Raw genomic sequence first — 23,974 nt, forward strand, 5'->3', positions numbered from 1 at the left:
AGTCCAGCGCCACTCACAAAGTTGTTGCGACTGTCCACGCAGTATGAATTGCACCCTCGATGTAATCGACCTCGGAGGCGTCACCGACAACTCGAACATCGGACACCACAGCTGCCAATGCCTCGGCCAGCGGCGCCTGCGCCGACACACCCGATGCGACGACAACTATATCGGCGGGAGCTGTCAGTGTCTTGTCACCGGAACGGAACTCGACGTACTCCTTGGTGATTCGCTGCACCGTTGAATTACGGTGAATGTTCACACCCGCCTCCTTGGCGTGGCGCACAGCGGTCCAGCGGCGCGGCATCGCCATCGGAACACCCAACTGCTGACCTTCTTCGATCAGCGTCACGTTGCGTCCGCGCTCGGCCAGGAACTCCGCAAGTTCGAGTCCGACAAGCGAACCGCCGATAACCACGACGTCCTTGCCCATCGGCAGGAACTTGCGGGTCACCGCACGAATCGCGGCGGGGCTCTTGGTGATTCCGGAGAGCTTGCCCAACTTGGCCATAATCCGCAGGAACGGCGGAACCTGCGACGTGTCGCCGGCACCGGTCATCAAGGCGCGCAACGTATCACCGGTGTGCACGTGCGGCAGGTCGCCGCCGGGAACAGACGGGCGGTCGCGCACCGCGCCGGTGGCCACCACAACCACGTCGGCGCCCAGTGCCTTGATCGAGGCGACTGTGGCCTCGGTGTTCAGCCGGATATCGACGCCCAGGCGCGAGGTCTCGACCTTGAGCCAGTCCAACAGGCGACCGTTGTCCGGCGTCGTGAGGCTCGAGAACCACAGTGTGCCGCCGAGGCGATCCGACTTGTCCACCACCGTAACTCGGTGTCCCCGTTCGGCCGCCACGCGAGCAGTTTCGAGTCCACCGGGGCCCGCGCCGATAACAACCACGTACTTCGGGGTGGCGGTGTGCACGAAGGGGAGCAGCGTCTCGTTGCCGAGCGCGGGGTTCACCGCGCACAGCGGAGTGTCGTCCCAGAAGTTTTCCTGAACGCACACATAGCAATTGATGCAGGGGCGGACCCGCTCCGGTGTCCCAGCCTTGAGCTTGTTCACCAACTGCGGATCGGCAAGCAACTGGCGACCCATCGCCGCAAAATCGGCCTTGCCTTCGGCGATTGCTTTCTCGCCGACCTCAGGCAGCACGCGTCCCACGGTGATCACCGGAATAGACACGGCCTTTTTTACTTCGCCGGCAAGTTCGATGTACGCGCCGACTGTGTTCGGCAGCGGACCGTCAGTGAAGTTGGAGAAGGAATTTCGGCCCCAGCCCGTGACGTGGATTGCATCGGCACCGGCGGCCTCGAACAGCGCTGAAGCCTGCGCGGCTTCCTCCGTGGTCAGACCGTCTTCCTCACCGAACTCACGTCCCGCGACACGGAGCAGAATAGCCATCGAATCGCCGACCTCCGCCTTGACTGCTCGGATGGCATCGACAGTCAACCTCGCGCGATTCTCCAGGGAACCGCCGTAGTTGTCGGTGCGCTTGTTATCTGCTCGGCTCAAGAAGCCGCCCAGAACGTAGCCGTGGGCGCAGTGAATTTCGACGGCATCGACGCCTGCGGCCTTCACTCGCCCGGCAGCTTCGGCGAAAGTGCGCACCAACCAATCGATGTCGTCCTGGGTGGCCTCGTGATAGGAGTCTTGCTTTCCTGCGGTAACAGCGCCCATCTTCTTCAGCTCTTCGGGAGTATTGTCGGCCAGAGCAGACCTGTCACGGGGAGCAGAAGGCGTCGACGGAACCAGCATCGGGCGGTCCTGGACCGTATCGATCCGCGCGATCCGGCCGTGGTGCGTCATCTGGACGCACAGCTTGCTCCCTGCTGCGTGGATGGCGTCGGCAAGCGCTGTGAGACCGGGAATGAACCGATCCTCGGACAAACCGGGTTCCTTGGTGCTTGCGGATCCGGCCGGATAGGCGACAGCGCAAGCACCGGTGATGATCAACCCGGTTCCGCCGGCTGCCCGCGCCACGAAATGGTCGATGTCGCCCGTCTCGATTTCTCCGTCTTCGCAGAGGTTCATGTCCATGCCGGGCAGAACAACGCGGTTGGGCACGGTGATGGGACCGATGGTCCCTGGTACGAGCAGGTGCGGGAAGGTCTGGTTGCGGATCACGAGTAGACCCTAAATCTCCTGACAACGCCACATTGCACAGTTTCCGAACATCGAGATGTCACCGGGCGTGCCCCTCGAGACAGTCCGCAAATCACATCGGCAAACTCGCCACGCGGAAAGCATTGGGGACTGTGCCGTAACCTCTGGCGATAGTCGTAAACCTCTGGCGATAGTCGTAATCCGAGTCCCACAAGCGACCGCAACTACACGGCGCGGCGAGTCTGCACGAGGTGGTCGGCACGCTGTGCGGAGCGCGCATCGAGATCGGATGTTCGGGCACCGAACACGAACCGGAGGCGTCTTCCGTGGACATGTCCGCGCAGTGGGTCGTGAGTTGGTGCACATTGCGCAGGTACTCCGGCGCGTTGGTTCGGGTGGATACGGGCAGTGCCCGCTTGATCGTCGCGCTCTAGATGCCGCCGCCCGAGATCGTCACTTTTCTGCAGTGAGCTGTGAATGAGTCACCTTGGTGTGGGCGGAAAGCGCTCCACAAATCATGTCAACAAGGTTGGCGACGGTCTCTTCGAGGTCCGTAGGTGAGTTGGGTGTTGAGGGTGAGCGTTTTCTTTCGGCAAGATCGCCGATCTACAGAAAGCCATCGACGACAAGGTCCCCTTGATGGCCTGGGGTGCAGGCGCCAGTTTCGTACCCTGGACCTCCAACGTCTACGGAGTGGTACCGAGCATGACCAGCGTCATGCTTCTCGATCAAACTTGGATCAACTAGCGTCAACTCCACCCAACGTGACAGTGCCCTTACGGGCCCCCGGGAGGGCACTGCCAATCCAACTGAAAGAAACTGGGGATCAACAACATTCGAGACCCTGGGATAGCTCCAGCGGTAGAGCCATTGCACCAAGTGGCGGCGAACACTCCGGCTACACCTTTCCACGTTTCACTGGCGTCCCCGGAGGATTTTGCTATCACGCTGCAGTCGCACGGACCGCCTGATGAACCCATACCCCGTCGAGTTCATTGACATCAGGAAGCGTCAGAGCAGGGATGAACTGCTTCAGAGTGGTGTGACCAGAGACCCCAACTGAGCGTGATTACCGATCGGCATGCAGCCCAGAATGAATTGCTACGGGTGAACACCCCTCTCCAGGGTGTTCACCCGTCAATCGCTGTTGATTTCACCTATTAATCCGTAGATCTGCCGATACACAATTTCAGCTTGATCAGGCGTCGCGAGGCCGGTTTCGACGGATCTTCTCCGAGCATTTCGAACTCTCGGAACGTCGTGGCAACTTCGGTGACCTAGTCGGCGGTGGCCGCCGAGGAACCTCCCCCACGGATCCGCCTGCTCACGCCGACTGAACCAGTCGCGCAGAAGCTGCGGTGCAACGCCATCCGGTTGTTCTTCAGATCAGCGAAGGGACTCTCGATACCGACCCCGCGGGAAATACGGCGCTTCCCAGGCGAGGGTGCCGCGCTGAAACGGCACACGCAAGCTGCACGAAGTGGTCGGCACGCTGTGCGGAACGCGCATCGAGACCGGGTTGTTCGGGCACCGATCACGGACCGGAGAAACTGCCGCCTTGCGCTCCTGGCGACTGCACACAAGCCTGACCCGAACAACGAGGCCGACAACGGGACATGCCATCACCACAGTTCACGACACAGAAATGCACATCAACCAGCCACACCCAAGAAGCACTAGTGGCCACAAAGGGCCTAATCCCAAAGTGTCCTAAAGTGGCCAGCCAAAATGCCCTTGATGTCCGTTATCTTTACCAAGTGGTTGCCTTCCGTAGCCGCACCACACCCAGCGGACAGAACCGGAATAGGCAACACCACCATGACGACTGCCGAACACCAGCACCCACCTAGGCGCGCGATCTACAAGCCCATCGTCGCTGCGCTCTGGGTGATAGCTCTCGCAGCTTCCATGGTGTTCGGGACAGCGGTCGGACCTGCCTCAGCCGAAACCGCCGCCCAACTCATTTACCGAGTGTGCGGAAATTACGACGACAACCCAATCTCCGGGAGGGCTACCTATTGCCCGGAAAAGTCTTTCCCAGCAGGCGCGGACCTGACGAGCGCGACGCTGGCCTATGCGAACCTTTACCGCACGTACCTGACCGACGCGAACCTGACTGGCGCGAACCTGATCGGTGCGAACCTGGCCCCCGCGGGCCTGGTCCGCGCGAACCTGACCAACGCGAACCTGACCGACGCGGACCTGACCGGCTCGAACTTGTTGGAGGCCAACCTGACTGGCGCGAACCTGGCCGGCGCGAACCTGACTGACGCCTTTCTGCTCGACGCGACCTTAACCAACGCGAACCTTCGTTACGCGAATCTGACCAATGCGGACCTGACCGGCACGGACCTTCGCTACGCGGACCTGACTGGCGCAGACCTGACTGGCGCGAGAATGAACGCCACAGACCTGACCGGCGCAAAACTGACCGACGCGGAGCTGTACCGCGCGGACCTGGCCAACGCGAACCTGACCGACGCGAACCTGGACAACGCGAGCCTGGACAACGCGGACCTGGCCACCGCGAACCTGACCGGCGCAAACCTGAGCAACTCGTATTTTCGCGGCGCTAACCTGACCAACACGATCCTGACCGGAACATCTGCAATTCCGGCCAATATCACTGTGACCACCGAATCCACAGACGGCGCCCCCGTCACCTGGGCCACACCCGTCATGCCCACCGGACTGACTTTCGGCGGCTGCGACTCTGCCTCCGGGACGGTATTTCATGTCTATCTCCCTACCGCCACCGTGACCTGCACCGTCACCAGCACATTCAACGGTGCCCCGACGACAGGCTTCGGTACCTTCACAGTCAAGGTCGTTCCCTTATTTGTCGCACCCGCCTTCACCAATCCCCCACAAGCGCCACTGAAGGCTGGTGTCGGCCTGCCCTTCACTTACACCTTCGACGTCACTGGAAAACCCGAACCCACCCTCGCCCTCACTGTTTACAACCGGCCCGACTGGTTCACACTCACCGGCAGAACCCTTACCGGAACACCTGATGCCGCCGGTAGCTACTCCGTCACCATCACTGCAAGAAACGGCTATGACCCGTACGGCACAGTCCTGAACTTCACCATCGAGGTCACCGCTGAGACTCCCGTCCAGACCATTGCCAGGGTGTGCGGAAGTTACGTTCCCAACCCCACCCTCGCGAGCTTTACTGATTGTTCCGGGAAAGACTTAACCGCCGCACAGCTGAGCGACGTGAACCTGAACTACGCGAACCTGACCAACGCAAACCTCGACGGCGCGAACCTGAAGTTCGCGAAACTGACCAACGCAAAACTGACCAACTCGAAACTGACCAACGCGCCCCTCGACGGCGCGAACCTGACCAACGCAAACCTCGACGGCGCGAACCTGACCAACGCAAACCTGTACTTCGCGAACCTGACCGACGCGAGCCTCGACGGCGCGAACCTAACCAACGCAAACCTGACCCGCACGTACCTGACTGACGCGACTCTCGACGGCGCGAACCTGACCAACGCAATCCTGACCGACGCGGACCTGACCGGTTCGTCTCTAATTCCGGCCGACATCAACGCCACCGCCACATCCGCAGACGGCGCTACCGTCGCCTGGGCCAGCCCCGCCATGCCCACTGGACTGGCGTTCGGTGCCTGCGCCCCAGCCTCCGGAACGGTATTCCCCGTCGGCCGCACTAACGTGAACTGCACCGTCACCAGCGTGGCAGGTGGCATCATGACAACAGGTTCCGGCATCTTCACCATCACCGTTGCTCCCACGGGAACCATCCCCGAGATCATCTTGGGGGTGTGCGGAAACTACATTCCCAATCCCACCCCCGACGCCTACACCAATTGTTCCGGCGCAGACTTCACCTACGCGAACCTAACCGGCGCGAACCTGAGCTACGCGAACTTGGAAGGTGCGAACCTGACCAGCGCGAATCTGACCGGTGCGACACTGACCAAGGCAAAACTGACCAAGGCCATACTGCCCTACGCGGACCTGACCGGCGCGAACCTGTACAACGCCAACCTGTACAACTCAGTCCTCGGCAGCGCGAACCTGTACAACGCGAACCTCAACTACGTGAACCTGAACTGGGTGAACCTGTACAACGCGAACCTGACCGGCGTGACACTTATCGGCTCTCAGGTGTATGGCTCTCACCTGTACAACGCGAACCTGACCGGTGCGAACCTGACCAACGTGGACCTGAGACTCTCGCACCTGGACGGTGCGAACCTGACCGGCACGAACCTGACCGGCGCGAAACTAACCGGCACGACCTTCGATGACGCGACCATTGACGGCGCGACGCTGACCGGTACATCAGCAATTCCGGCCGACATCACTGCGTCTGCCGAATCCGCAGACGGCACCGCCGCCACCTGGACCTCCCCCACTATGCCCACCGGACTGGTCTTCGGCGATTGCACCCCACCCTCCGGCACACTGTTCCCCGTCGGCTCCACCATCGTCACCTGCACCGTCGCCGGCACGAATGACGGTGCATTGACGAGAGGTTCGGGTACCTTCACCGTCACTGTCGATGCCGTAGTCGTCGCCCCCGCCTTCACCGACACCGCACCAGTGACATTGTCCGGGACCGTCGGAACCGAACTACCGCACACCTTCACCGTCACCGGAACACCTACCCCGCAGATCAACGTTACTGGCGGTGAACTACCCGACGGCCTGACCTTGAGTGCCGCCGGCGTCCTGTCCGGAATACCCACCACTCCCGGACCCGTCTCATTCACCATCACCGCCGCCAACGGCACCACCCCCGACGCAACGATGCAAGTCAACGGCACCATCAACCCCGCACCGGAGACCCCCGCTCAGATCATTGCCCGGGTGTGCGGAAATTACGTTCCCAATCCCACCCCCGCGAGCTTTACCGATTGTTCCGGTAAAGACCTGACGGGCACGAATCTGTATGTCGCGAACCTGACCAGCGCGAAACTGACCGACGCGAAACTCGATAGCGCGAACCTCACCGGCGCAAACCTGACCGACGCGAACTTGGATGGCGCGACCCTGACCGGCGCGAACCTGGAAATCGCGAACCTCACCAACGCGAATCTCACCAGCGCGAACCTCACCAGCGCGAACCTGACCAGCGCGAAACTGAATGACGCGAAACTGACTAGCGCCAACCTGACCAGCGCGAACCTACTCGGCGCGAAACTAACCCGCGCCGATATGACCAACGCGAAACTGACCGGCACGACCCTGGATGACGCGACCATTGACGGCGCGACGCTGACCGGTACATCAGCAATTCCGGCCGACGTCACCCTCACCGCCACATCCGCAGACGGCACCGCCGCCACCTGGACCACCCCCACCATGCCCACCGGACTGGTCTTCGGCGACTGCACCCCACCCTCCGGCACACTGTTCCCCGTCGGCTCCACCACCGTCACCTGCACCGTCGCCGGCACGTATAACGGTGCGTTGACAAGGGCTTCGGGTACCTTCACGGTTGCCGTCAACCCTGCAGCCGTCGCCCCCGCCTTCACTGACACCACAGCCGTACAGCTAAACGGTGTCATCGGCACCGTACTGACCCGCTCATTCCCGGTTACCGGAAACCCCGCACCCGTTGTTACGGTGGTCGACCCGGCGAAGTTGCCGCCCGGCATGACCTTCACCGACGAAACCCTCACCGGAACACCCACCACGACCGGTGTGTACCCGTTCACCCTCAAAGCTTCCAACAGCACCACATCCGACGCAGCCCTCGACGTCACCGTGACCGTCGTTGCAGCACCCACTGCCCCGGCTTTCACAGATAGCGGCGCAGTGACCTTGAACGGCATCGTCGGAACCGACCTGAATCACACTTTCGCGGTCACCGGTAACCCTGTACCCACCGTCACCGCCACAGGACTTCCCACTGAACTCACCCTCAGTCCGACTGGGGTTTTGACTGGAACACCCACCAACACAGGAGCATTCCCCTTCACCGTCACCGCCACCAACGGAGTCGGAAACCCCGCAACACTCAATGTCGTCCTCGAGGTGGATGCAGCACCCGCTGCCCCGATGTTCACCGACGCCGGACCGGTCACCCTCAATGCTGTCGTCGGCACGGCACTGACCCGTGGATTTGCCGTCACCGGTAACCCCACCCCCACCATCACCGTGGTCGACCCGTCGAAGCTGCCCACCGGTATGACCTTCGCCGACGGTGTCCTGACCGGAACACCCACCGTCGCAAGTACGTACACGTTCACCCTCAAAGCTGCCAACGGTATCAACCCTGACTTGACTCTCGAGGTCACCGTCAACGTCACAGGCGCCCCAGTGGTTGACCCGCCCACAACCGGATCTCTCGGCTCACTGGAATCGAACTTCGGCAGCTGACCTCACACCCACCTCTCGACAAATGGCAGCGATGCCCTCACCAATGGTGGGGCATCGCCCACTTCCGTCGTAGCGTGCAATCACGGACCGACAATCACCCGAAGGCTTGTCACTGCTCGTTCATACCGTTTCTTCGTCGATCGTTCCACTGGGATCGACTGTCGCCCTGCCGAGTTCACCCTGCAACTATTTCGGCCAACCGTTCACCACGCTGAGGAGCTCGAGATACCTCTGCCTCCGTCCGTCGTTCGCAGCATCCAGCCATGTCAGCAGCTGGAGCCGGAGGCCCTCGTCGGCAGGCCTGTCAACTACCCGTGCGAAATCCGCTGCGACCGCATCAACCACTGGACCAGCCTCGGGAGACGACGGCACAACCCCCGCTATCACTGCCGGGCCAACGAGATCGCGGATCATCGCAGCCGTATCCCGGTGCACACCCTTACCGTGGCAAGCACGGTCAACAGCCAAGTGCTCAGTCAGCATCCTCATGACGTCGCGGAAGCCGCGATCTTGCGAGAGTTCCACCAACTCCACCCAGGCTCGAATCTGTTCCGGTTCAGGATCATCGGGCAGTTCAGGAGTCAGAGTGCGCGCGATCCCCTCGGCCGCGGATTCGGCCCGCCGGTCGCCGAATATGCTGTCGACGAACTCTCCGATCACAGCCCGTCGTTCCGCCTCGGACAGTCCCGCGAGAAGGGATATCGACGCCATCGCCGACGGCGTGCACCCCCGATCGGCAATCGCCAACAGCACCGCCCGTCGCCTACGGAGCAGACGAATGTGAACGGAGACAGCTTCGGTATGTGCGGCGATCACCGAAGACAACGACATCTCCTGTGCAAGCACTTTTCGTATTGTTTCCAGATCCACACCCAACTCACGAAACGTGCGCACCAACTCCAGACGCGCCGCCGCATCGGAATCGTATAGACGGTGACCAGCCGGGTTTCGGCCTTTCGGTGGCACGATCCCGCAATCCGAGTAAAAACGGATCACCTTGACGGTCAGACCAGTCTGCCGCGCAAGATCACCGAGCGAGCGACGATATCCGTGTTCGTCTGACCGTCGGCAATCAGGTCGGCGAACTCGAGAATTCGACCGTCAACATCAATAAATCCGTTGGCGCAGACGACAGCCACTGCTACTCTCTCCTCGAAGCCGTGCAAAAGAACGAGGAGGTGGTACCCGTGAACGTATCGACGTGGGTGCTCCTCCTCAGGGTCACGGTCGGGCGATAGGTCGCCCGGGAGCGCCGTTCAACGAGCACTCCCGAAAGGCACGACCATGCACTTCACTTCCGAACAGCGCCGCGAAAACGGCAGCCTGGAACGCGATTTCACCCTCGGCGAGATCCCCGGCATCCTGTGGACGCCCACATCCTCGCCTGCGCCACTGATCCTGCTCGGGCACCCCGGCGGACTGCGCACCATGTACCCCCGGCTGGCGGGGCGAGCCCGGCACTGCATGGCGAACGGCTTCGCCGCGGCCACCATCGAGCTCCCCGGGAGCGGTGACCGACCCCGATCGACCGATGCCGAGCAGGCCCGCGCGGATCTGCACCGCGCGCTCGCGGCCGGCCAGCCGGTCGACGAAATCGTCGATCGGCTGGTAATCCCACTGGTCGAGAAGGCGGTCCCGGAATGGCAATCCACCCTCGATGCACTTCTGTCACTGCCCGAGATCAGTGGCCCGGTCGGGTACTCGGGCGGGGTGATCGCTATCGGTATCCGCCTGGCGGTAGTCGAACCGCGTATTGTGGCCGCCGGTCTCTTCGCCGGGAGTTTCGTGCCCCGCGCCATGTTCGACGAAGCGCGCCGGGTCACGATTCCGCTGCACGTTCTGTTGCAGTGGGACGATGAGGGAAACGACCGGCAGTTGGCGCTGGACCTGTTCGACGCCTTCGACTCTCGGGAGAAGACGCTGCAGGCAAACATGGGTGGGCACGCCGGCGTTCCGAAGTTCGCAGCGGACGATGCGGGCCGATTCTTCGTCCGCCACCTCAAATGAGGCCTGGCCGTCAGAGCTGGCGACAGGCGGTGTCGGTAAAGCCCGGGGCGCCGCTCATCGAGGACAGATTAAGGAGAACGCCAGAATCGCACATATGATTACAGACACGCCGGTCGACACAGCTGGCCGGACTACCTGCAGACTTCCACTCAGAATCTTGCAGTGAGATCTGGGTTTTGGGGATTCTCGAAGATCCGAACAGCTTCTGCAACAACGGCGTAGGCAAAATCCGGCACTTCAGCTTCAGCCGGCAGGGCTGATAGCTTTTCCTTCGTCAGCGGAGAATTCAGCGCCCGAAGTGGTGTCGCGGCTTGGCCCATCCACGGGGCGAATACCTCGACAGCAGTCGTGTCCGTGATACCGAGGCGTCCGATTTCATCGACAACCTTGTCGAATGTGAGCCACACTTGGTCTCCCAATTGCTCGGCAAAGAGTGTGTACGAACCCCATGACCATTGGGCACGTTGGAGATTCGCAGTCAGCCTCACGGCGCCGTCGGCCGCCACGCCTCGTAGTTGCCCGTCTTCCCATACCCAATCGACTTCGAGGTCGGGGTCGATACTTTTTTGCGGCGTGGTCATTTCGATCGCGTTCGCTCTCTTCGTTTCCTTGCACTTGCGCATTTGTCGAGGCACCGGTGTACCTCTATTGCTGCGTACCTCTATTGCCTTCCTTGGATCACGACCCATGCAATCACGAATGCCGGCCGCTGTGAACCGAAGCTTCGATGCCTAGCAGGGTTTACATCGAGGTTTGCGCAGGTATACGCACTTTCCGCCGGTTAAAATTGAGACCCGACTGTAACATTCGGACATCGTGGAATCGCTCGCCGATCAAACATATTGCAGCAGAAACACATTAAGGATTCTCTGCGCACAAAGCTGCTCCGCAACTGCGGAGTAGACATGACACATCTCACCGAAGACGGCCGATGCGGAATTCTCTCCGGACCAGTGTGTTGCATTGACTGACGCTGTTTTGCCGATTGGGCCTGTCTTCGGGTCCTGTCTCCAACGAAAGGTTGTGCAATGACCAAGTTGCTGTTTGCCGTCACCTCTGCAGATCACTGGACGCTCAACGACGGGACCGCCCACCCCACCGGATACTGGGCCGAGGAGCTGGTCGAATCTCATAAGGCGTTCGTCGATGCCGGGTACGACATCGTGATCGCAACACCCGGCGGCAAGGTCCCGGTTGTGGATGAAGGAAGCCTTGCCCCCGAGGTCAATGGAGGTCAGGAGGGCGCCGACCGTATGCGCAAGTACATTGCCGATCTGCAGCCGGCGCTGAACTCGCCCCACATTCTCGAAGATATCGACGCCGACACCTTCGACGTGGTCTTTGTTCCGGGCGGGCACGGGCCGATGGAGGATCTCGCAGTGTCCACAGCCTTCGGCGAGCTTTTGGTGAAATTCTTGGACGCAGGCAAGGTTGTCTCAGCAGTCTGTCACGCACCGGCAGCGTTGCTTCCCGCACGCAGATCCGATGGAAGCTGGCTATTCGACGGCTACAACCTCACCTCCTTCACCAACGAGGAGGAGACCCAGGCAGGTTTGGCGGACAAGGCTCCGTGGCTGCTCGAAACGAAGCTACGCGAGCAGGGCGGCAAGTTCTCGAATGCCGAGGCGTGGTCCCCTTACGTTGTAGTGGACCGAAAGTTGTACACCGGACAAAATCCCGCGTCGTCCAAGCCCCTCGCAGAGCGAATCATCGCGGACTTGAGCTGAGCGAAATCCCTAAGCGGGGAGCCATGCGTGCCCCGCTTAGGGAATCGTCATGTGCGAGAGCGCTTTTCCATCGCACGCAAATTGATCTAGATCTGGGTGTAAACCGACTTCGTCTTCATATATCCCTCGATGCCCTCTCTGCCGTGCTCGTAGCCCCATCCGGACTGCTTGTATCCGCCGAACGGCATAGCGTGGTCGAAGACCATCTGGCAGTTCAGGGTGACAGTTCCGGCGTCCAGTCGCTTCGCGAGGCGGTGAGCACGTCCGACGTCCGAGGTCCACGCCGTGGCAGCGAGCCCGTATGTGGTGTCGTTTGCCATGGCAACCACTTGGTCATCGTCGTCGAACGGCATGATCGGAACGACGGGTCCGAAAATTTCCTGCTGATAGAGCCGCATGTCGGGCCTGACATCGGTGAGGACGGTGGGATGCACGAAATAACCCGGCCGGTCGATCCGGGATCCGCCTGCCACTACCTCGACACCGTCGCGCTTTCCCTCTTCGACGAAGCCCATGACTCGAGTGAGCTGCTTTTGACTGATGAGCGGACCGATGTGGACGCCCTCATCCTTAGGTCCGCCCAGCTTCAGCGAATTGGCAATCGCCGCAATGCCCTCCACGACCTGATCGTAGACACCCCGCTGAACGAAGATGCGTGAGCCGCTGATGCAGCCCTGACCGGAGTGCACGAAGATACCCATCGCGGCACTCAGGATGGCCGTGTTCAGATCGGCGTCGTCATAGATCAGTACGGGCGACTTGCCGCCGAGCTCGAGCATGACCTTCTTGAGGTTGCCACTGGCTACTTGCACGATCTTCTTGCCGACTTCGGTGGATCCCGTGAAAGCGATTTTGTCTACATCGGGATGCTCGCTCAGTGCCGCGCCTGCAGTGTGGCCGTAGCCGTTGACGAGGTTGACGACACCATCGGGCACGCCGGCCTGAGCCAATAACTTAACCAGTAGCAGTGCCGACAGCGGTGTTTCTTCGGCAGGCTTGACGATGACGCTGCACCCTGCGGCAAGGGCTGGAGCAAGTTTGGCGCACGCGTTGAAGATCGGGCCGTTCCACGGGAAGATCAGCCCGACGACACCCGCTGGTTCCTTGAGCGTGTATCCGTGCATATTCGAATGAGCACCAGTGATCCCGCCGGTCATGTGCACGTCATGGGCGATGCCATTGACCTTCGTGCACCAGCCGCCGTAGTACCGGAAGAATTCGGCACTGGTACCGACGATGGAATGCGCCTGAACGAATGGCATCCCGGTGTTGATCGAATCGAGCTGGGCGATCTCAGTTGCGTGTTCGTCGATCAAATCGGCAGCGCGCCAGAGGATTTTAGCCCTTTCACTGCCGGGGAGACCGTGCCACACACCGGCCTCGAAGGATTCGCGCGCACGAGAAACGGCTTCCTCGACCGCCTTTGCCCCGCCATCGGTGAACTCGGTGATCTGTTCTTCGGTCGCCGGGTCGATGACCGCAATGACTTCACCGGTGCCCGGGAGATTGCGTACCTCGTCCATGATCGATTGGAGTGTCATTCTGACTGCTTTCGGGTAGTTCGAAACATGAGCCGATATCGCTGGCCGATCGGGGTGATCGAATAGCTTGCCTGGGTGGAGATTCGGGCCGTTGGCACTAGCAACCGGGAACGGTGGCCCCGCTCCCCTGGATAGCCATCAAGGTGCAGTACGTCGTTGCGGAGACCTTCCAGGTACCAGCGTCCTGTACTGCCTCACCGGACTGGTCGGGGAGTACGGGAGTACCACCCATTACGAGTGTCCATTTGACAGAGGCGTTGTCGGCGCCGGCTGCGGTGACGCCTTCCACGGTGGCAGTAGTTGCCATCGACTGCGGATCAGCGGCCATCGCTTCGAGCGCTGGAAGAAATACATCGCCGTTCTCGAGCAGGGCGGCACGCGCGGCAGGTGCGGTAGTTCCATTGAAGAAGGTGATGTACGCGTCCGTGATTTCTTTGGTCGCCGCAGCGGACGCCACAGCGCTGGCTGTCGCGGCTGCCGGCGCCGAAGAACTTGTCGCCTTGGCTGATGAGGTGGTCTCGCTCGAACTGTCATCGGAGCTGCTACAGCCCGTCGCGAATGTAGTGACGATGAAGGCGCCGACGATCAGGGCTCGACCGATTACAGATTTACGCATGGTGAATCCTTTCCGGTGGACGGAACGGTTCCGCCACCACATGTTTCGAACTCCTGGCGTGTCAGAAGGTCACGACTGTTCTCCGTCGAGGGAGGGAAGTCTCGTTGCAAGTGCCAAATCGTAAGATTGGCGAGCCATCCAGAATCTCAGGAAATTGGTCAGTGAATACCGCAGGAAGATAGCAGCTCCGTTGATTCCTACGGCTATTCCGATCACAGCGACAATGATGGCGTCGCGTTGAACAAGCGGATCAGATGTGTTGTGTGACAGAAGATAAGCCCCCACTCCCAACGCCGGACCCAGCACCATCAGCGCGATTCCGAGTCGCAGCCAGAGACTGGACCGGCCCGCGGACGGGTCGGGAATCTTCAAATCGGCAAGCTCGCGGGAAAAGCGCTCTGCGCGTGTTTCAGTCGTGGTCATGTAGAACTCCCTAGGTAGAGGGTGGCAAGTTCGGTGCGCAGTCCGTCGTCCGGGTGGCCCTGCTTTTCGATCCGACCTCGAACGAGAACTGCAGCATGGTCAGCGAATTCGAGTACGGCGTTCGCGAACTGTTCGACGAGTATCACGGCGACACCTTGCCTCGCTATCTCGGCGACCTCCTCGTAGAGTTGGCCGACGATCAAAGGCGCTAGTCCCATGGACAATTCGTCGAGCAGAAGCACAGCTGGTTCGGTGGCCAAGCCGCGAGAGAGAGCGAGCATCTGCTGCTCGCCACCGGACAGCGTTCCGGCAATTTGTGAAGCTCGTTCCGCGAGGATGGGAAAACGAGTGAATGCGACCTCTTCGATCTCGTCACGAGAGCGACCGGTGAAGGTCATCATCGACAGATTGTCCCGGACAGACAGATTGGGGAATACGCCGCGCCCCTCGGGGATGAGACATACACCCGCGCGCGCCAATTCCCGCGGTGATACTCCGGTCATGTCTCTGTCACAGAACAGGAGCTGTCCTGAGGTGATCGGATGGACACCGGAGATGATGCGCAGCGTGGTGGTCTTGCCTGCACCGTTCGGACCGAGCAAAGCCACTACTTGCCCTGGCTCGACTGCAAGATCGATGCCGTGCAGGACAGCGATATCGTCGTAACCCGCGCGGACGCCGCGTAGTTCGAGAACGGGACTCATGATTCCCCCAGATACGCTGCCAGAACGGCGTCATCGCGCCGGATCATCTCGGGTGGGCCGACCGAGATGATCTTCCCGAGATCGAGCACATACACCTGATCGCACACGCTCATCACCAATTCCATGTCATGTTCGACCAACAAAACCGCTGTTCCCTGATCCGCCAGTGATCGCAGCAGCACCGAGAACCGTTGTGTCTCCTCGGGGTCCTGCCCGGCAGCCGGTTCGTCGAGAAGAATGACGGACGGGTGCACTGCCATTGCCCTCGCCACCTCGACGAGTCGTCCCATGCCGGTCGACAGCGAGTCGGCGGTGACGGCGGCCACCGCAGCCAATCCCAGTCGATCGATGATGTCGTCGACAACGGCTGTCGCGTTGCGTCGTTGCGGCCCAATTTCGGCGGCAACGAGGAGGTTATCTCTGACGCTGAGACGACCGAAGAGTTCGAGGCGTTGGAACGTCCGTGCCAGGCCGTGTTTGGCGCGCCGAGACGGTCCGGCTCGGGTCACGTCGCAGCCATCGAGGAACACACTTCCCGTGGCTGGCCTACGGAGTCCGGATATGACGTCGAACAGGGTGCTCTTTCCGGCACCGTTGGGTCCGATGAGGCCGGTGATGTTGCCTTGTTCGGCGGTCAGCGAAACGTCGGTGAGTGCGTGGTGGCCGCCGAATGTGACCGTGATGTCCTCAACTTCGAGCTGCGATGGCACGATCGAGCACCTCCTCGTCTTCCGTAGTCCAGGGGCGCTCCAGGCCCCACCACTCCACCGGAATCTCCCGCTGCGCCGGAGCATCCCGTTGCCTCGATACACCCCAACTTCGGGCTGCGAGAATTCCGGCCACCGCCCCGATGATCAGCACGTACCCGTTCACGACATCGACGAGTCGCAGAATCCACAGCGCCCCAATCCAACCGAGCAAGGCAGCCATCACGACGGGGTCCCGAAGTGCGGGCTCCCAACGCCGACGCAGACTGGGTACCAGTCCGTCGTCGACGGCGCCGGAACTGTATGCCAAGCCGGCAGCAGCGGGCAGCGTCTGCACGAGGTTGGCGGCCGCCGGCCACAACGCCACAATTGCATTGAGAGGACCGGCGATCATCGTTCCGGTGAAGAGTCCGTTTCCGACCACACCGAGCCCACCGACGACGGCGATCAGGAAAATACCCAGTCCGGCAACAAAACTGAACTGCTCCGCCGAGATCGACATCAGTTGCATTCCGTACAGCGCCCCACCGAGACCGGCAATGCCGGCTGACAGCGCAAAGACCAGCATTTTCGTCAGCAGCAAGCTGCCTCCCAATGTCGCAAACGCTGCCTCGCTGTCGCGCAGTGCAATCAATCGTCGGCCGAGACGTCCTCGTCGGAGCATTGCCACGCCCAGTGTGACGAGCGCCAGACACACTGCTGAGAACACCGTCAGTTCTGCCGGGGTGTCGATCGCGAATCCGAACAGTCGCGGGCCTACCAATTCCACTGAACCCTGATCAAACAGTGTGATCTCCGTGCCGAACACCTCGAAAGACGGCAACGTGAAGATCCATCGGTCGAAGATGGCCGCGATTGCCGCCGTCCCGAGCGCCAGGTACACCCCTGAGAGTCGCAGCGCCGGCACTGCGATCACCGCACCGACAATGCCCGCGATGACCATCACCGCCAAAAGTGCCCACCATTGCCCATTTCCGCCCAAGCGTGCACAGACGATCGCCCCGACCCCCGCCATCGTGAGCTGTGCGAGCGAGATCTGACCGGCGTAACCGACTAACGGAACGAAGGACAACGCGATGACGCCGAATGCGAATATCTGTCCGTAGGTGATCAGATCACCCTCCCCCAGTACGGTGGCCAGAATGAGTCCGAACGCGACGATAACTCCTGCGAAGGCGATTGTGCCGCGAACTGTCGGTAGCGGAACTTGACTGAGGTGACGGTCGCGTCCCCGAAGTCGCCCGTGCGGAAACAGCAACAGCGCGAGCAGCAACAGAATTGCCGGCGCAGCGAGTCGCAGCCCGGGAAGGTACGGACTCTGCGGTAGGTAACCGGTGAGGTAGCTTTCCATGCACCCGACGACGATCGCGCCGACAAAAGTCATCGGCAAGCTCTTCAACCGTCCGAATATCGCTGCGGCATAAGCACTGACGATCACGAGTGACAGTTGGGTCGCATCGAGGGCGACCATCGGAGCGATGAGAATGCCGCCGATTGCCGCCAATACCGTCCCCAGAACCCAGGCAACCCGGTTGGCGCGAACCGGGTCTGCCCCGGTCAGACCCACCAAGGCACGGTCGTCGACCGTCGCTCGCATTTCGGTTCCGGTTCGAGTGCGCAGCATCAATATTCGCAACCCCGCCGCGACGACGACCGCTACCAGCATGGTGATTGCCTGGTGCCAACTGATCGTCGCAGCACCGATCTGAAAAGAGTCTTGCTCGGCAAAGAACTTGGGAAGCGTGCGTGCCTTGTTCGGACTCCAGATCCACCTCGCGAGCGCAATCAGACCGCTCAGCAAGGCGATCGTCATCACCAGCTTCTCGGCCTCACCAAGGGCTTGGACCGGCCGCACCAACAGTTCGACTAGGAGCCCGAAAGCTGGTGCCAGAACCAGAAGTACGGTCGCTACCGACAGCCACACCGGCCAACCCCAACCGACGCTGAGCTGCCAATAGGAGAAAGCCGCAATCATGCCCGTCGCGCCGTGTGCGAAGTTGAACACGCCGGTGGTCGTGTAGGTAACCACCAATCCGCTGCCGATGATCGCGTAGATCGCGGCGGTGCTCAGCCCGACGATCCCAAAGGAGATGAACTGTTCCATTATTCGAAATCGCCGATGCTTTTACCGACTTCGGCCAGGGTCATCGGCGTCCCGAAGTCAGCCGTCAATTTACGAGCGGGGATATCGCAACGGTAGAGACCGTTGTCGGGATTGAAATCAGCTGCCTCCCATCCGTCAGATGTCGCTCGCTCGACGTTGAAGCACGGCTGCGGCGGGATAGGATTCGCCAAATCGTTAGCGACATGCAAACCTCCCCCGGTCCAGGCAGTTTCGGCGACAGCTGCGTTGTAAAGGCACGAGCGGGTGAGATCGTCACCGCAACTGGCGGCCGACTTCGCGAACAGCAACCACGACGACATGGCGAGCATCGACGGAAGTGTGATCTGCGCGTCCGGGGCGTACTTCTGGTACATAGCCTTGAGCTCCGCCACCGCTGGCTCGTCACTCTCCAATGGCGCTACCCCGCTGAGAGATACGAGATTGTTCTGGAAGTCCGCGGACTTCCCCAACAATTCGATGAACGAGGCGTTATACGCATTGTTGTTGGCATCGATCCAGTCGAGCTTGTAGTTCATGCTGGTGAGGACCTCTTCGAGCTTGGCCAACTGATTGAAGTCGCCCATGAAGATCAGACCCTTGACGCCCTTGCTCTTGATCGCCTGAGCGTATGGAGTCCAGTCCGAGACACCCATAGCTGGATAGAGCTCGTCGTAGATGAGCGTTGCACCGGTCGCTGCGAGTGTTTCTGCGGTCAAGGCACCAATTGCCTTGGTAACCGCCGAATCACCGTTGATGATCCCGACGGCGGCTTTCGAGTCCGGGTAGGCCTCGTCAGCGATCCAGGTCCGAAAACCGTTGTAATTGTCGTAACCGGGAACCATGGTCGGTGACGCACTCACCTCCAGGTCTGCGCCGGCAGACCGTGACTGGACAGCCTGCGCGGGGAAACTCGGCAACATACATGTCAGCCGGTCCTTGACACCGAGAGCATCCAACGCTGCGCCGCCGCCGACGAGAGCAAAGTCGTCACGACAGGCTTCGATCATTCGCTGACGAACTTCCATCAGTTTCGAATCGCGGATGTTGGCCACAATCCGGCGACCGTTGATGCCGCCCGCATCGTTACACCACGACGTGAAAACCTCTGCCGCGTCGGCAAATTCCGTGTTCTTGTTGAAACCCATGTCGGAGAAGACTCCGACAGAAATTTCCTCCGCGGTGACGCCTTGGGCCGGTGCGCCCTTGACATCGCCAGGCTGACACACGCCTCGAAGGTCGCCGAAGTCGCTGGAGGCGGCCGCAGCGCTCGTTCCGCCATCGTCGGCGCCCTCACCCGGACTCTCGCTCGAACTTCGGCCACTGCATCCGGTGACGGCTGCCGCTACCGCCACCACGGCGAGGAAGGCAGCGAGTGTTCGTTGTGGTTTCACAGGTCTCCTACATTTGGTCAAGGCGGTCAACTGACGCAATCGACAGATCACCGTGCATTCCTTGACATGGCACGTGCGTAAGTGAGAGTTCCGCTGCTGAGAGGGGAGGATTGATCCGGTGATGAAGCCGGCTTCCTCGGGAAGGCAAGGAAGCGCAGGAAGCGGCAATATATTCCGGCCGACCGAGCAGCATTGATACTGCGACGAATTCAGGTGATACGGGTCGACAGTGTTGCCCGTGGGTGTGGACGCTCTTTGGCGGCACACGCCGCGGTTAATCGCGACGTGCCAGGTGGCTTTCTGTCATCGCTGTCGGTACCGGGCCCGCACGGAGTGGAGTGCACAACCCGGTACCGAAACGTAAAGCGGAATGTCACTGCTACTTGAGGTTGCTACCGGCATCGATGGTGAGAGGAAGTCCTGTGACGTAACGGGATTCGTCGGAGGACAGGAACAGCACAGCATTGCTGACGTCCTCGGGCTCCACCCAGCCGATCGGCAGTACGTGCATGAACTGCGCGGCGGCCTTCAGATCCTCCGGTCCGGGGCTCTCGAGGTCGGGACGGAACATCTTCATCGTTCCCTCATTCATGAACATCGGTGTATTCACGTTTGTGGGATGAATGGAGTTGACACGGATGAAGTGCTCTCCCAGTTCGACTGCGAACGTACGCATCAGCCCGACCACACCGTGTTTCGCGGCGATGTACGGACCCATGTGGGCGTATCCCTTCAGACCTCCCATCGAACTGGTCAGAATGATCGACCCGCCGCGACCGCCCTCGATCAAGTGCGGAATACCGGCCTTCACCGACTTCCACACACCGGAGAGATTGATGTCCATCATCTCTTGCCAGTCCAGTTCACTGGTCTGGTCAAGGGTAGGGCCACCGGTTCCGATTCCGGCGTTAGCAACGATGATGTCGAGACGGCCCAATTGCTCGACGCCGCTGTCCACCGCAGCCTTGAGGGCGTCGAAATCGCGGACGTCGACCTCCGCCGTCACGATGCGACGGTTGAGTCCTTTGATCAGGTCTGCGGTTTCGGCCATATCGGCCGGCTCAGACGGGGCTATCTGGGCGTTCGGTCTGATCGGTCCGCAGATGTCGATGGCAATGATGTCCGCGCCTTCTTGTGCCAGTCGCACCGCATGACTGCGTCCCTGACCACGTGCCGCGCCGGTAACGAACGCGACCTTGCCCTCTACTCTGCCTGCCATGAAATTGCCTCTCTCGGTTGGGACATCGAGCAATCGCCCGATGCTGTTGTGCGACGAATTACGGCTTTCGGATCGGGTTGAACTCGATGTTGAGTTCCATGAGCCCGCGCAGCAGGAAGGTGGGCTCGTATACGTATCGACGGTTGCCCGCCGGGCCATGTGCGCGTTCGCTGATGGTGATGTCGCTCATCCGGTCGAGCAGACGGTTCAAGGTGACGTAGGCCTCCACTCGGGCGAGCGGTGCACCGGCGCAGGTGTGCAGCCCACGACCGAACGCGATGTGGTCGTGTGAGTTCTTCCGATCGAGCCGAAACTCACTCGGATTATCGAACTTTCGCGGATCACGGTTGGCGGCGGCGAGACCCAGCATGACGACAGTTCCGGCGGGGATGTCGAGATCGCCGATTCTGGTGGACTTGCGGGCGAGGCGGAAGTCCACCTTCGTCGGACTGTCGAAACGAAGTGATTCCTCCATGAATGGGCGGATCAGACTGCGATCCTCACGCAGAGTTTGCTGGAGTTCAGGGCGTTCGGCAAGTACTCGTAACGCCGAACTGAGCAGCTTCGTCACAGTCTCCTGACCGGCGGCGAACAGGAACGTTGCAGGCCGGACGATTTCCAGGATTTCAGGTGTTGATCCGTCCGGATACTTGGCCGACGCCAGACCGCTGAGAATGTCGTTGCGGGGTTCGCGACGCCTTTCGGTCACGTAACCGCTGAAGCGCTCCTCCAGGTATTCCAGCGGGTTGATCCCGACAGGATCATGGTTGAGCGCTCCGACGTGGTTACCGGGTGGCTTCCCGGCGCCCAGCATCCGGCGGAACTCCGCCCGATCTTCTGACGGAACGCCAAGCAGGTCCGTAATTGCCAGCGTAGCAAAAGGTTTAGCGTACTCACCCAGAAACTCGCAGTCCCCGTTATCGATGAATTCGTCGAGCTGACAATCAGCCAAGTCCCACAGATACTGTTCGTTCTCTTGCAGGCGCTTTGGGGTAAGGAGCCGTCCCAGTAGCGATCGAGCTCGCGTGTGCTCAGGTGGATCCATCACAACTATGTGCTCGAAGATCGGGAAATGGTGACGGTGCGCTTCGATCTGGGCGGTGATGTCGTCACCCTCGGGTTCGAACGGCAGCGGAGGAAACGGCCCGCCGATCGCGTTGACGGCCGACAGCGCGTCGGTGTTCTTGAATCCCTCGATCACCTCTTGATGTCCGGTGACTGCCACCACGCCGTAGTGCGGTTCACGAAAAACCGGATTCTGTCCTCGAAGGTAGTCGAAGTATTCGAAGGGATCTTGTGCGATCTCTCCGTCGGAGAAATAGTCGACTGATGCTAGATCGGTCATCGGATCACTGACCTTTCGGGTGAAGTGGCAGGCAATTCGTCCACGATGCTGATGGCCTGGCGCGGGCAAGCACTGACCGCGGCCAGCGCTTTGGGCCACAACGCTTCCGGAGGATTCTCGTTGCAGCTTGCGACGTCATCGTCGACGAGGTCGAAGATCTCGGGCGCGATCTCGACACACAGCGCGTGCGCCTCGCACATGCCGCGATCGATATGTACGCGCTTTGGGGAACCAGTCATTGGGTGCTCCGCATAGTGAATTCGAACTCGAACAGCGGTGGTCTCGCCGATTGCCGACGGCGCGGACATTTTCCGTGCGACCACCGTAGGATGTGAGGTAAGTAACTGAGTTACTAAGCGCTACGATAACCTGGTTATCCAGACAAGGCAAGGGAATTCACAAAATGGAGAACGTAGATCTTGCGGGCGGTCCGGAGCTCACACGAGACCCACTTCTCGACACCGTCATCGACTTCCTCGAGGACGAAGGGTACGACGCGGTGCAACTCCGCGAAGTCGCGCGTCGTGCCCGCACGTCGCTGTCGACTATCTACAAACGGTATGCCACTCGAGAAGAATTGATCGCTGCTGCCATCGAACGGTGGATGATGGAGAACCACTCCGGGCTCGTCAATCACACGCGCGGCCCGAATGAGCCCCTGCACCCGGCCATAATGCGGGTGATGGGGTCGATATTCGAACCTTGGGAAAAGCACCCGACGATGCTCTTTGCGTACTTTCAAGTACGGACCGTCGTCGGCGACCGTGACCTCGGCATGGACAGCTTCGACCCCGTCATACGCATCGGCAGATCAGTCATGTCCGACGTAGACCCTGAATTCGTCACAGAACTGCAGTCGATACTTTCGGCCGTCGTCTACGGACTCGTAGGTCGGTGCCGCGAAAACCAGATCGCGATCAGCGACATCATGCCGACAATTGATCGCACCGTCTACTTGCTGACCACTGGCTATCAGGCCTCGCAGCACAACGAGACAGCTGGGACCGATCGGCCGCCCGCTTCTGTGACTCGCTGATCGCGAGAGGGATCGCGATTGTGAGGTTATCCAAGTGCTGCAAGCGTTTCCGTCGAGGGTGGAGTCGTAAGCATGGCTACGAGCGTGTCGAGGAGTTGACTGACATACACGGCATATGACGCAACGGGGGCGCCGAGCAAACGTTGACGGTGGCGGTCGGCACTTGTGTGTAAGCACATTCCGGACGCTTGGTGAATTCTGATCTCGCGCAACGCTTGTGGAATGTGTCCGAGAAGAGCGCCGACTCGCTCGTAGTAGACACGTTCAGAGTCTCGAGACCCCTCGGGTAGGTCGTCAAGAGGATGCACCACCCGAATGAGTTGCTCGAGAAACGGCAAGTAGTAGCAGTCTTCGTCCTCAGCGAGTTCCATCAAAGGCAACTGATGCGCTTCGAGGACACTTCTCAGGTCCGTTGCAGAAGAGCGCGCGCCGAGAATTGCTCGCCTCCGTGTCAGTTCTTCGACCCGGTACGCCAGGATGGCTTGTATCAAGCCCTCTTTGCTTCCGAAGTGGTATTGCACAGCGGACTTGTTGGCCATACCTGCCGCAGTTCCGATGTGCCTCAGCGGCACACCATCGAAGCCATGCAGAGCATAGAGTCGCTCAGCAGTGAGAATCAGCTGCTGTTTGGCCGACAGGTTTACGGCTGCAGGGGCATATTTTGGCACACCTAATGTAACCATCATC

Annotated in this window: 20 protein-coding genes and 1 pseudogene; 5 read left to right on the forward strand and 16 right to left on the reverse strand. The window is 60.6% G+C overall.

All coding sequences use genetic code 11. The features are described 5' to 3' along the window. Positions 1-13 precede the first annotated feature (13 nt). A complete protein-coding gene (locus tag V2B23_RS16165; protein ID WP_430951284.1) occupies positions 14-2,128 on the reverse strand; it encodes an FAD-dependent oxidoreductase in 2,115 nt (704 codons plus the stop codon). A gap of 230 nt (positions 2,129-2,358) precedes the next feature. On the opposite strand from V2B23_RS16165, the gene V2B23_RS16170 reads away from it, so the two are divergent. Both V2B23_RS16170 and V2B23_RS16175 read left to right on the forward strand, forming a co-directional pair. Next, positions 2,359-2,541 carry a hypothetical protein gene (locus V2B23_RS16170; protein WP_430951285.1) on the forward strand — a complete coding sequence of 61 codons (183 nt, stop codon included), beginning with the start codon at positions 2,359-2,361 and terminating at the stop codon, positions 2,539-2,541. 1,303 nt (positions 2,542-3,844) lie between these two features. Further along, entirely contained in the window at positions 3,845-8,467 is a 4,623-nt protein-coding gene (locus V2B23_RS16175) for a pentapeptide repeat-containing protein (RefSeq protein ID WP_430951286.1), read from the forward strand. A gap of 186 nt (positions 8,468-8,653) precedes the next feature. Here V2B23_RS16175 and V2B23_RS16180 read toward each other — a convergent pair whose 3' ends face one another. The 3 genes and pseudogenes from V2B23_RS16180 to V2B23_RS16190 all read right to left on the reverse strand — a co-directional run bounded on the left by V2B23_RS16180 (position 8,654) and on the right by V2B23_RS16190 (position 9,606). Next, positions 8,654-9,313, reverse strand: a complete 660-nt coding sequence (locus V2B23_RS16180) for a hypothetical protein (protein WP_430951573.1) — start codon at positions 9,311-9,313, stop codon at positions 8,654-8,656. Positions 9,314-9,361: 48 nt separating this feature from the next. Further along, positions 9,362-9,463: pseudogene (locus tag V2B23_RS16185) on the reverse strand (MerR family transcriptional regulator); the annotation flags it as partial. 8 nt (positions 9,464-9,471) lie between these two features. After that, the gene (locus V2B23_RS16190; RefSeq protein WP_430951287.1) at positions 9,472-9,606 is read right to left on the reverse strand and encodes a hypothetical protein; all 135 of its coding nucleotides are present in this window, start codon (positions 9,604-9,606) and stop codon (positions 9,472-9,474) included. Positions 9,607-9,751: 145 nt separating this feature from the next. Between V2B23_RS16190 and V2B23_RS16195 the strand changes: the two genes are divergently transcribed. Next, on the forward strand, positions 9,752-10,474 hold the full coding sequence (locus V2B23_RS16195; protein ID WP_430951288.1) for an alpha/beta hydrolase: 723 nt from the start codon (positions 9,752-9,754) through the stop codon (positions 10,472-10,474). Positions 10,475-10,623: 149 nt separating this feature from the next. On the opposite strand, the gene V2B23_RS16200 is transcribed toward V2B23_RS16195, so the two are convergent. Continuing rightward, a complete protein-coding gene (locus tag V2B23_RS16200; protein ID WP_430951289.1) occupies positions 10,624-11,055 on the reverse strand; it encodes a hypothetical protein in 432 nt (143 codons plus the stop codon). A gap of 447 nt (positions 11,056-11,502) precedes the next feature. On the opposite strand from V2B23_RS16200, the gene V2B23_RS16205 reads away from it, so the two are divergent. Beyond that, positions 11,503-12,201, forward strand: coding sequence for a type 1 glutamine amidotransferase domain-containing protein (locus V2B23_RS16205; protein WP_033231573.1), 699 nt, complete (start codon positions 11,503-11,505; stop codon positions 12,199-12,201). An 86-nt stretch (positions 12,202-12,287) separates the two neighbouring features. On the opposite strand, the gene V2B23_RS16210 is transcribed toward V2B23_RS16205, so the two are convergent. The 10 genes from V2B23_RS16210 to V2B23_RS16255 all read right to left on the reverse strand — a co-directional run bounded on the left by V2B23_RS16210 (position 12,288) and on the right by V2B23_RS16255 (position 22,490). Then, positions 12,288-13,742: an aldehyde dehydrogenase family protein gene (locus V2B23_RS16210; protein ID WP_430951290.1), complete on the reverse strand. Its 1,455-nt coding sequence runs from the start codon at positions 13,740-13,742 to the stop codon at positions 12,288-12,290. 97 nt (positions 13,743-13,839) lie between these two features. Next, the gene (locus V2B23_RS16215; RefSeq protein ID WP_430951291.1) at positions 13,840-14,358 is read right to left on the reverse strand and encodes a hypothetical protein; all 519 of its coding nucleotides are present in this window, start codon (positions 14,356-14,358) and stop codon (positions 13,840-13,842) included. 69 nt (positions 14,359-14,427) lie between these two features. Further along, positions 14,428-14,781, reverse strand: coding sequence for a hypothetical protein (locus V2B23_RS16220; protein WP_430951292.1), 354 nt, complete (start codon positions 14,779-14,781; stop codon positions 14,428-14,430). Then, positions 14,778-15,485 carry an ABC transporter ATP-binding protein gene (locus V2B23_RS16225; protein WP_233364659.1) on the reverse strand — a complete coding sequence of 236 codons (708 nt, stop codon included), beginning with the start codon at positions 15,483-15,485 and terminating at the stop codon, positions 14,778-14,780. The genes V2B23_RS16220 and V2B23_RS16225 overlap by 4 nt, the downstream gene beginning before the upstream one ends. Continuing rightward, the gene (locus V2B23_RS16230; protein WP_430951293.1) at positions 15,482-16,195 is read right to left on the reverse strand and encodes an ABC transporter ATP-binding protein; all 714 of its coding nucleotides are present in this window, start codon (positions 16,193-16,195) and stop codon (positions 15,482-15,484) included. The genes V2B23_RS16225 and V2B23_RS16230 overlap by 4 nt, the downstream gene beginning before the upstream one ends. Next, on the reverse strand, positions 16,173-18,296 hold the full coding sequence (locus V2B23_RS16235; protein ID WP_430951294.1) for an ABC transporter permease subunit: 2,124 nt from the start codon (positions 18,294-18,296) through the stop codon (positions 16,173-16,175). The genes V2B23_RS16230 and V2B23_RS16235 overlap by 23 nt, the downstream gene beginning before the upstream one ends. After that, positions 18,296-19,687 (reverse strand): ABC transporter substrate-binding protein, encoded by a 1,392-nt coding sequence (locus tag V2B23_RS16240; RefSeq protein ID WP_430951295.1) that lies wholly within the window; start codon positions 19,685-19,687, stop codon positions 18,296-18,298. The genes V2B23_RS16235 and V2B23_RS16240 overlap by 1 nt, the downstream gene beginning before the upstream one ends. Positions 19,688-20,066: 379 nt before the next feature. Beyond that, complete coding sequence (locus V2B23_RS16245; RefSeq protein ID WP_033231581.1) at positions 20,067-20,906, reverse strand: mycofactocin-coupled SDR family oxidoreductase; 840 nt, start codon at positions 20,904-20,906, stop codon at positions 20,067-20,069. Positions 20,907-20,964: 58 nt separating this feature from the next. After that, positions 20,965-22,251, reverse strand: a complete 1,287-nt coding sequence (locus V2B23_RS16250; RefSeq protein WP_430951296.1) for a cytochrome P450 — start codon at positions 22,249-22,251, stop codon at positions 20,965-20,967. Beyond that, positions 22,248-22,490, reverse strand: coding sequence for a ferredoxin (locus V2B23_RS16255; protein WP_033231796.1), 243 nt, complete (start codon positions 22,488-22,490; stop codon positions 22,248-22,250). The genes V2B23_RS16250 and V2B23_RS16255 overlap by 4 nt, the downstream gene beginning before the upstream one ends. Before the next feature lie 164 nt (positions 22,491-22,654). Here V2B23_RS16255 and V2B23_RS16260 point away from each other — a divergent pair, with 164 nt between their 5' ends. Beyond that, complete coding sequence (locus V2B23_RS16260; RefSeq protein WP_430951297.1) at positions 22,655-23,287, forward strand: TetR family transcriptional regulator; 633 nt, start codon at positions 22,655-22,657, stop codon at positions 23,285-23,287. A gap of 26 nt (positions 23,288-23,313) precedes the next feature. On the opposite strand, the gene V2B23_RS16265 is transcribed toward V2B23_RS16260, so the two are convergent. Continuing rightward, positions 23,314-23,970, reverse strand: a complete 657-nt coding sequence (locus V2B23_RS16265) for a TetR/AcrR family transcriptional regulator (protein ID WP_430951298.1) — start codon at positions 23,968-23,970, stop codon at positions 23,314-23,316. Positions 23,971-23,974: the final 4 nt, after the last annotated feature.

Origin of the sequence: Rhodococcus sp. 24CO (genome assembly GCF_050586165.1) — a bacterium.
Taxonomy (GTDB): Bacteria; Actinomycetota; Actinomycetes; order Mycobacteriales; family Mycobacteriaceae; genus Rhodococcus_F.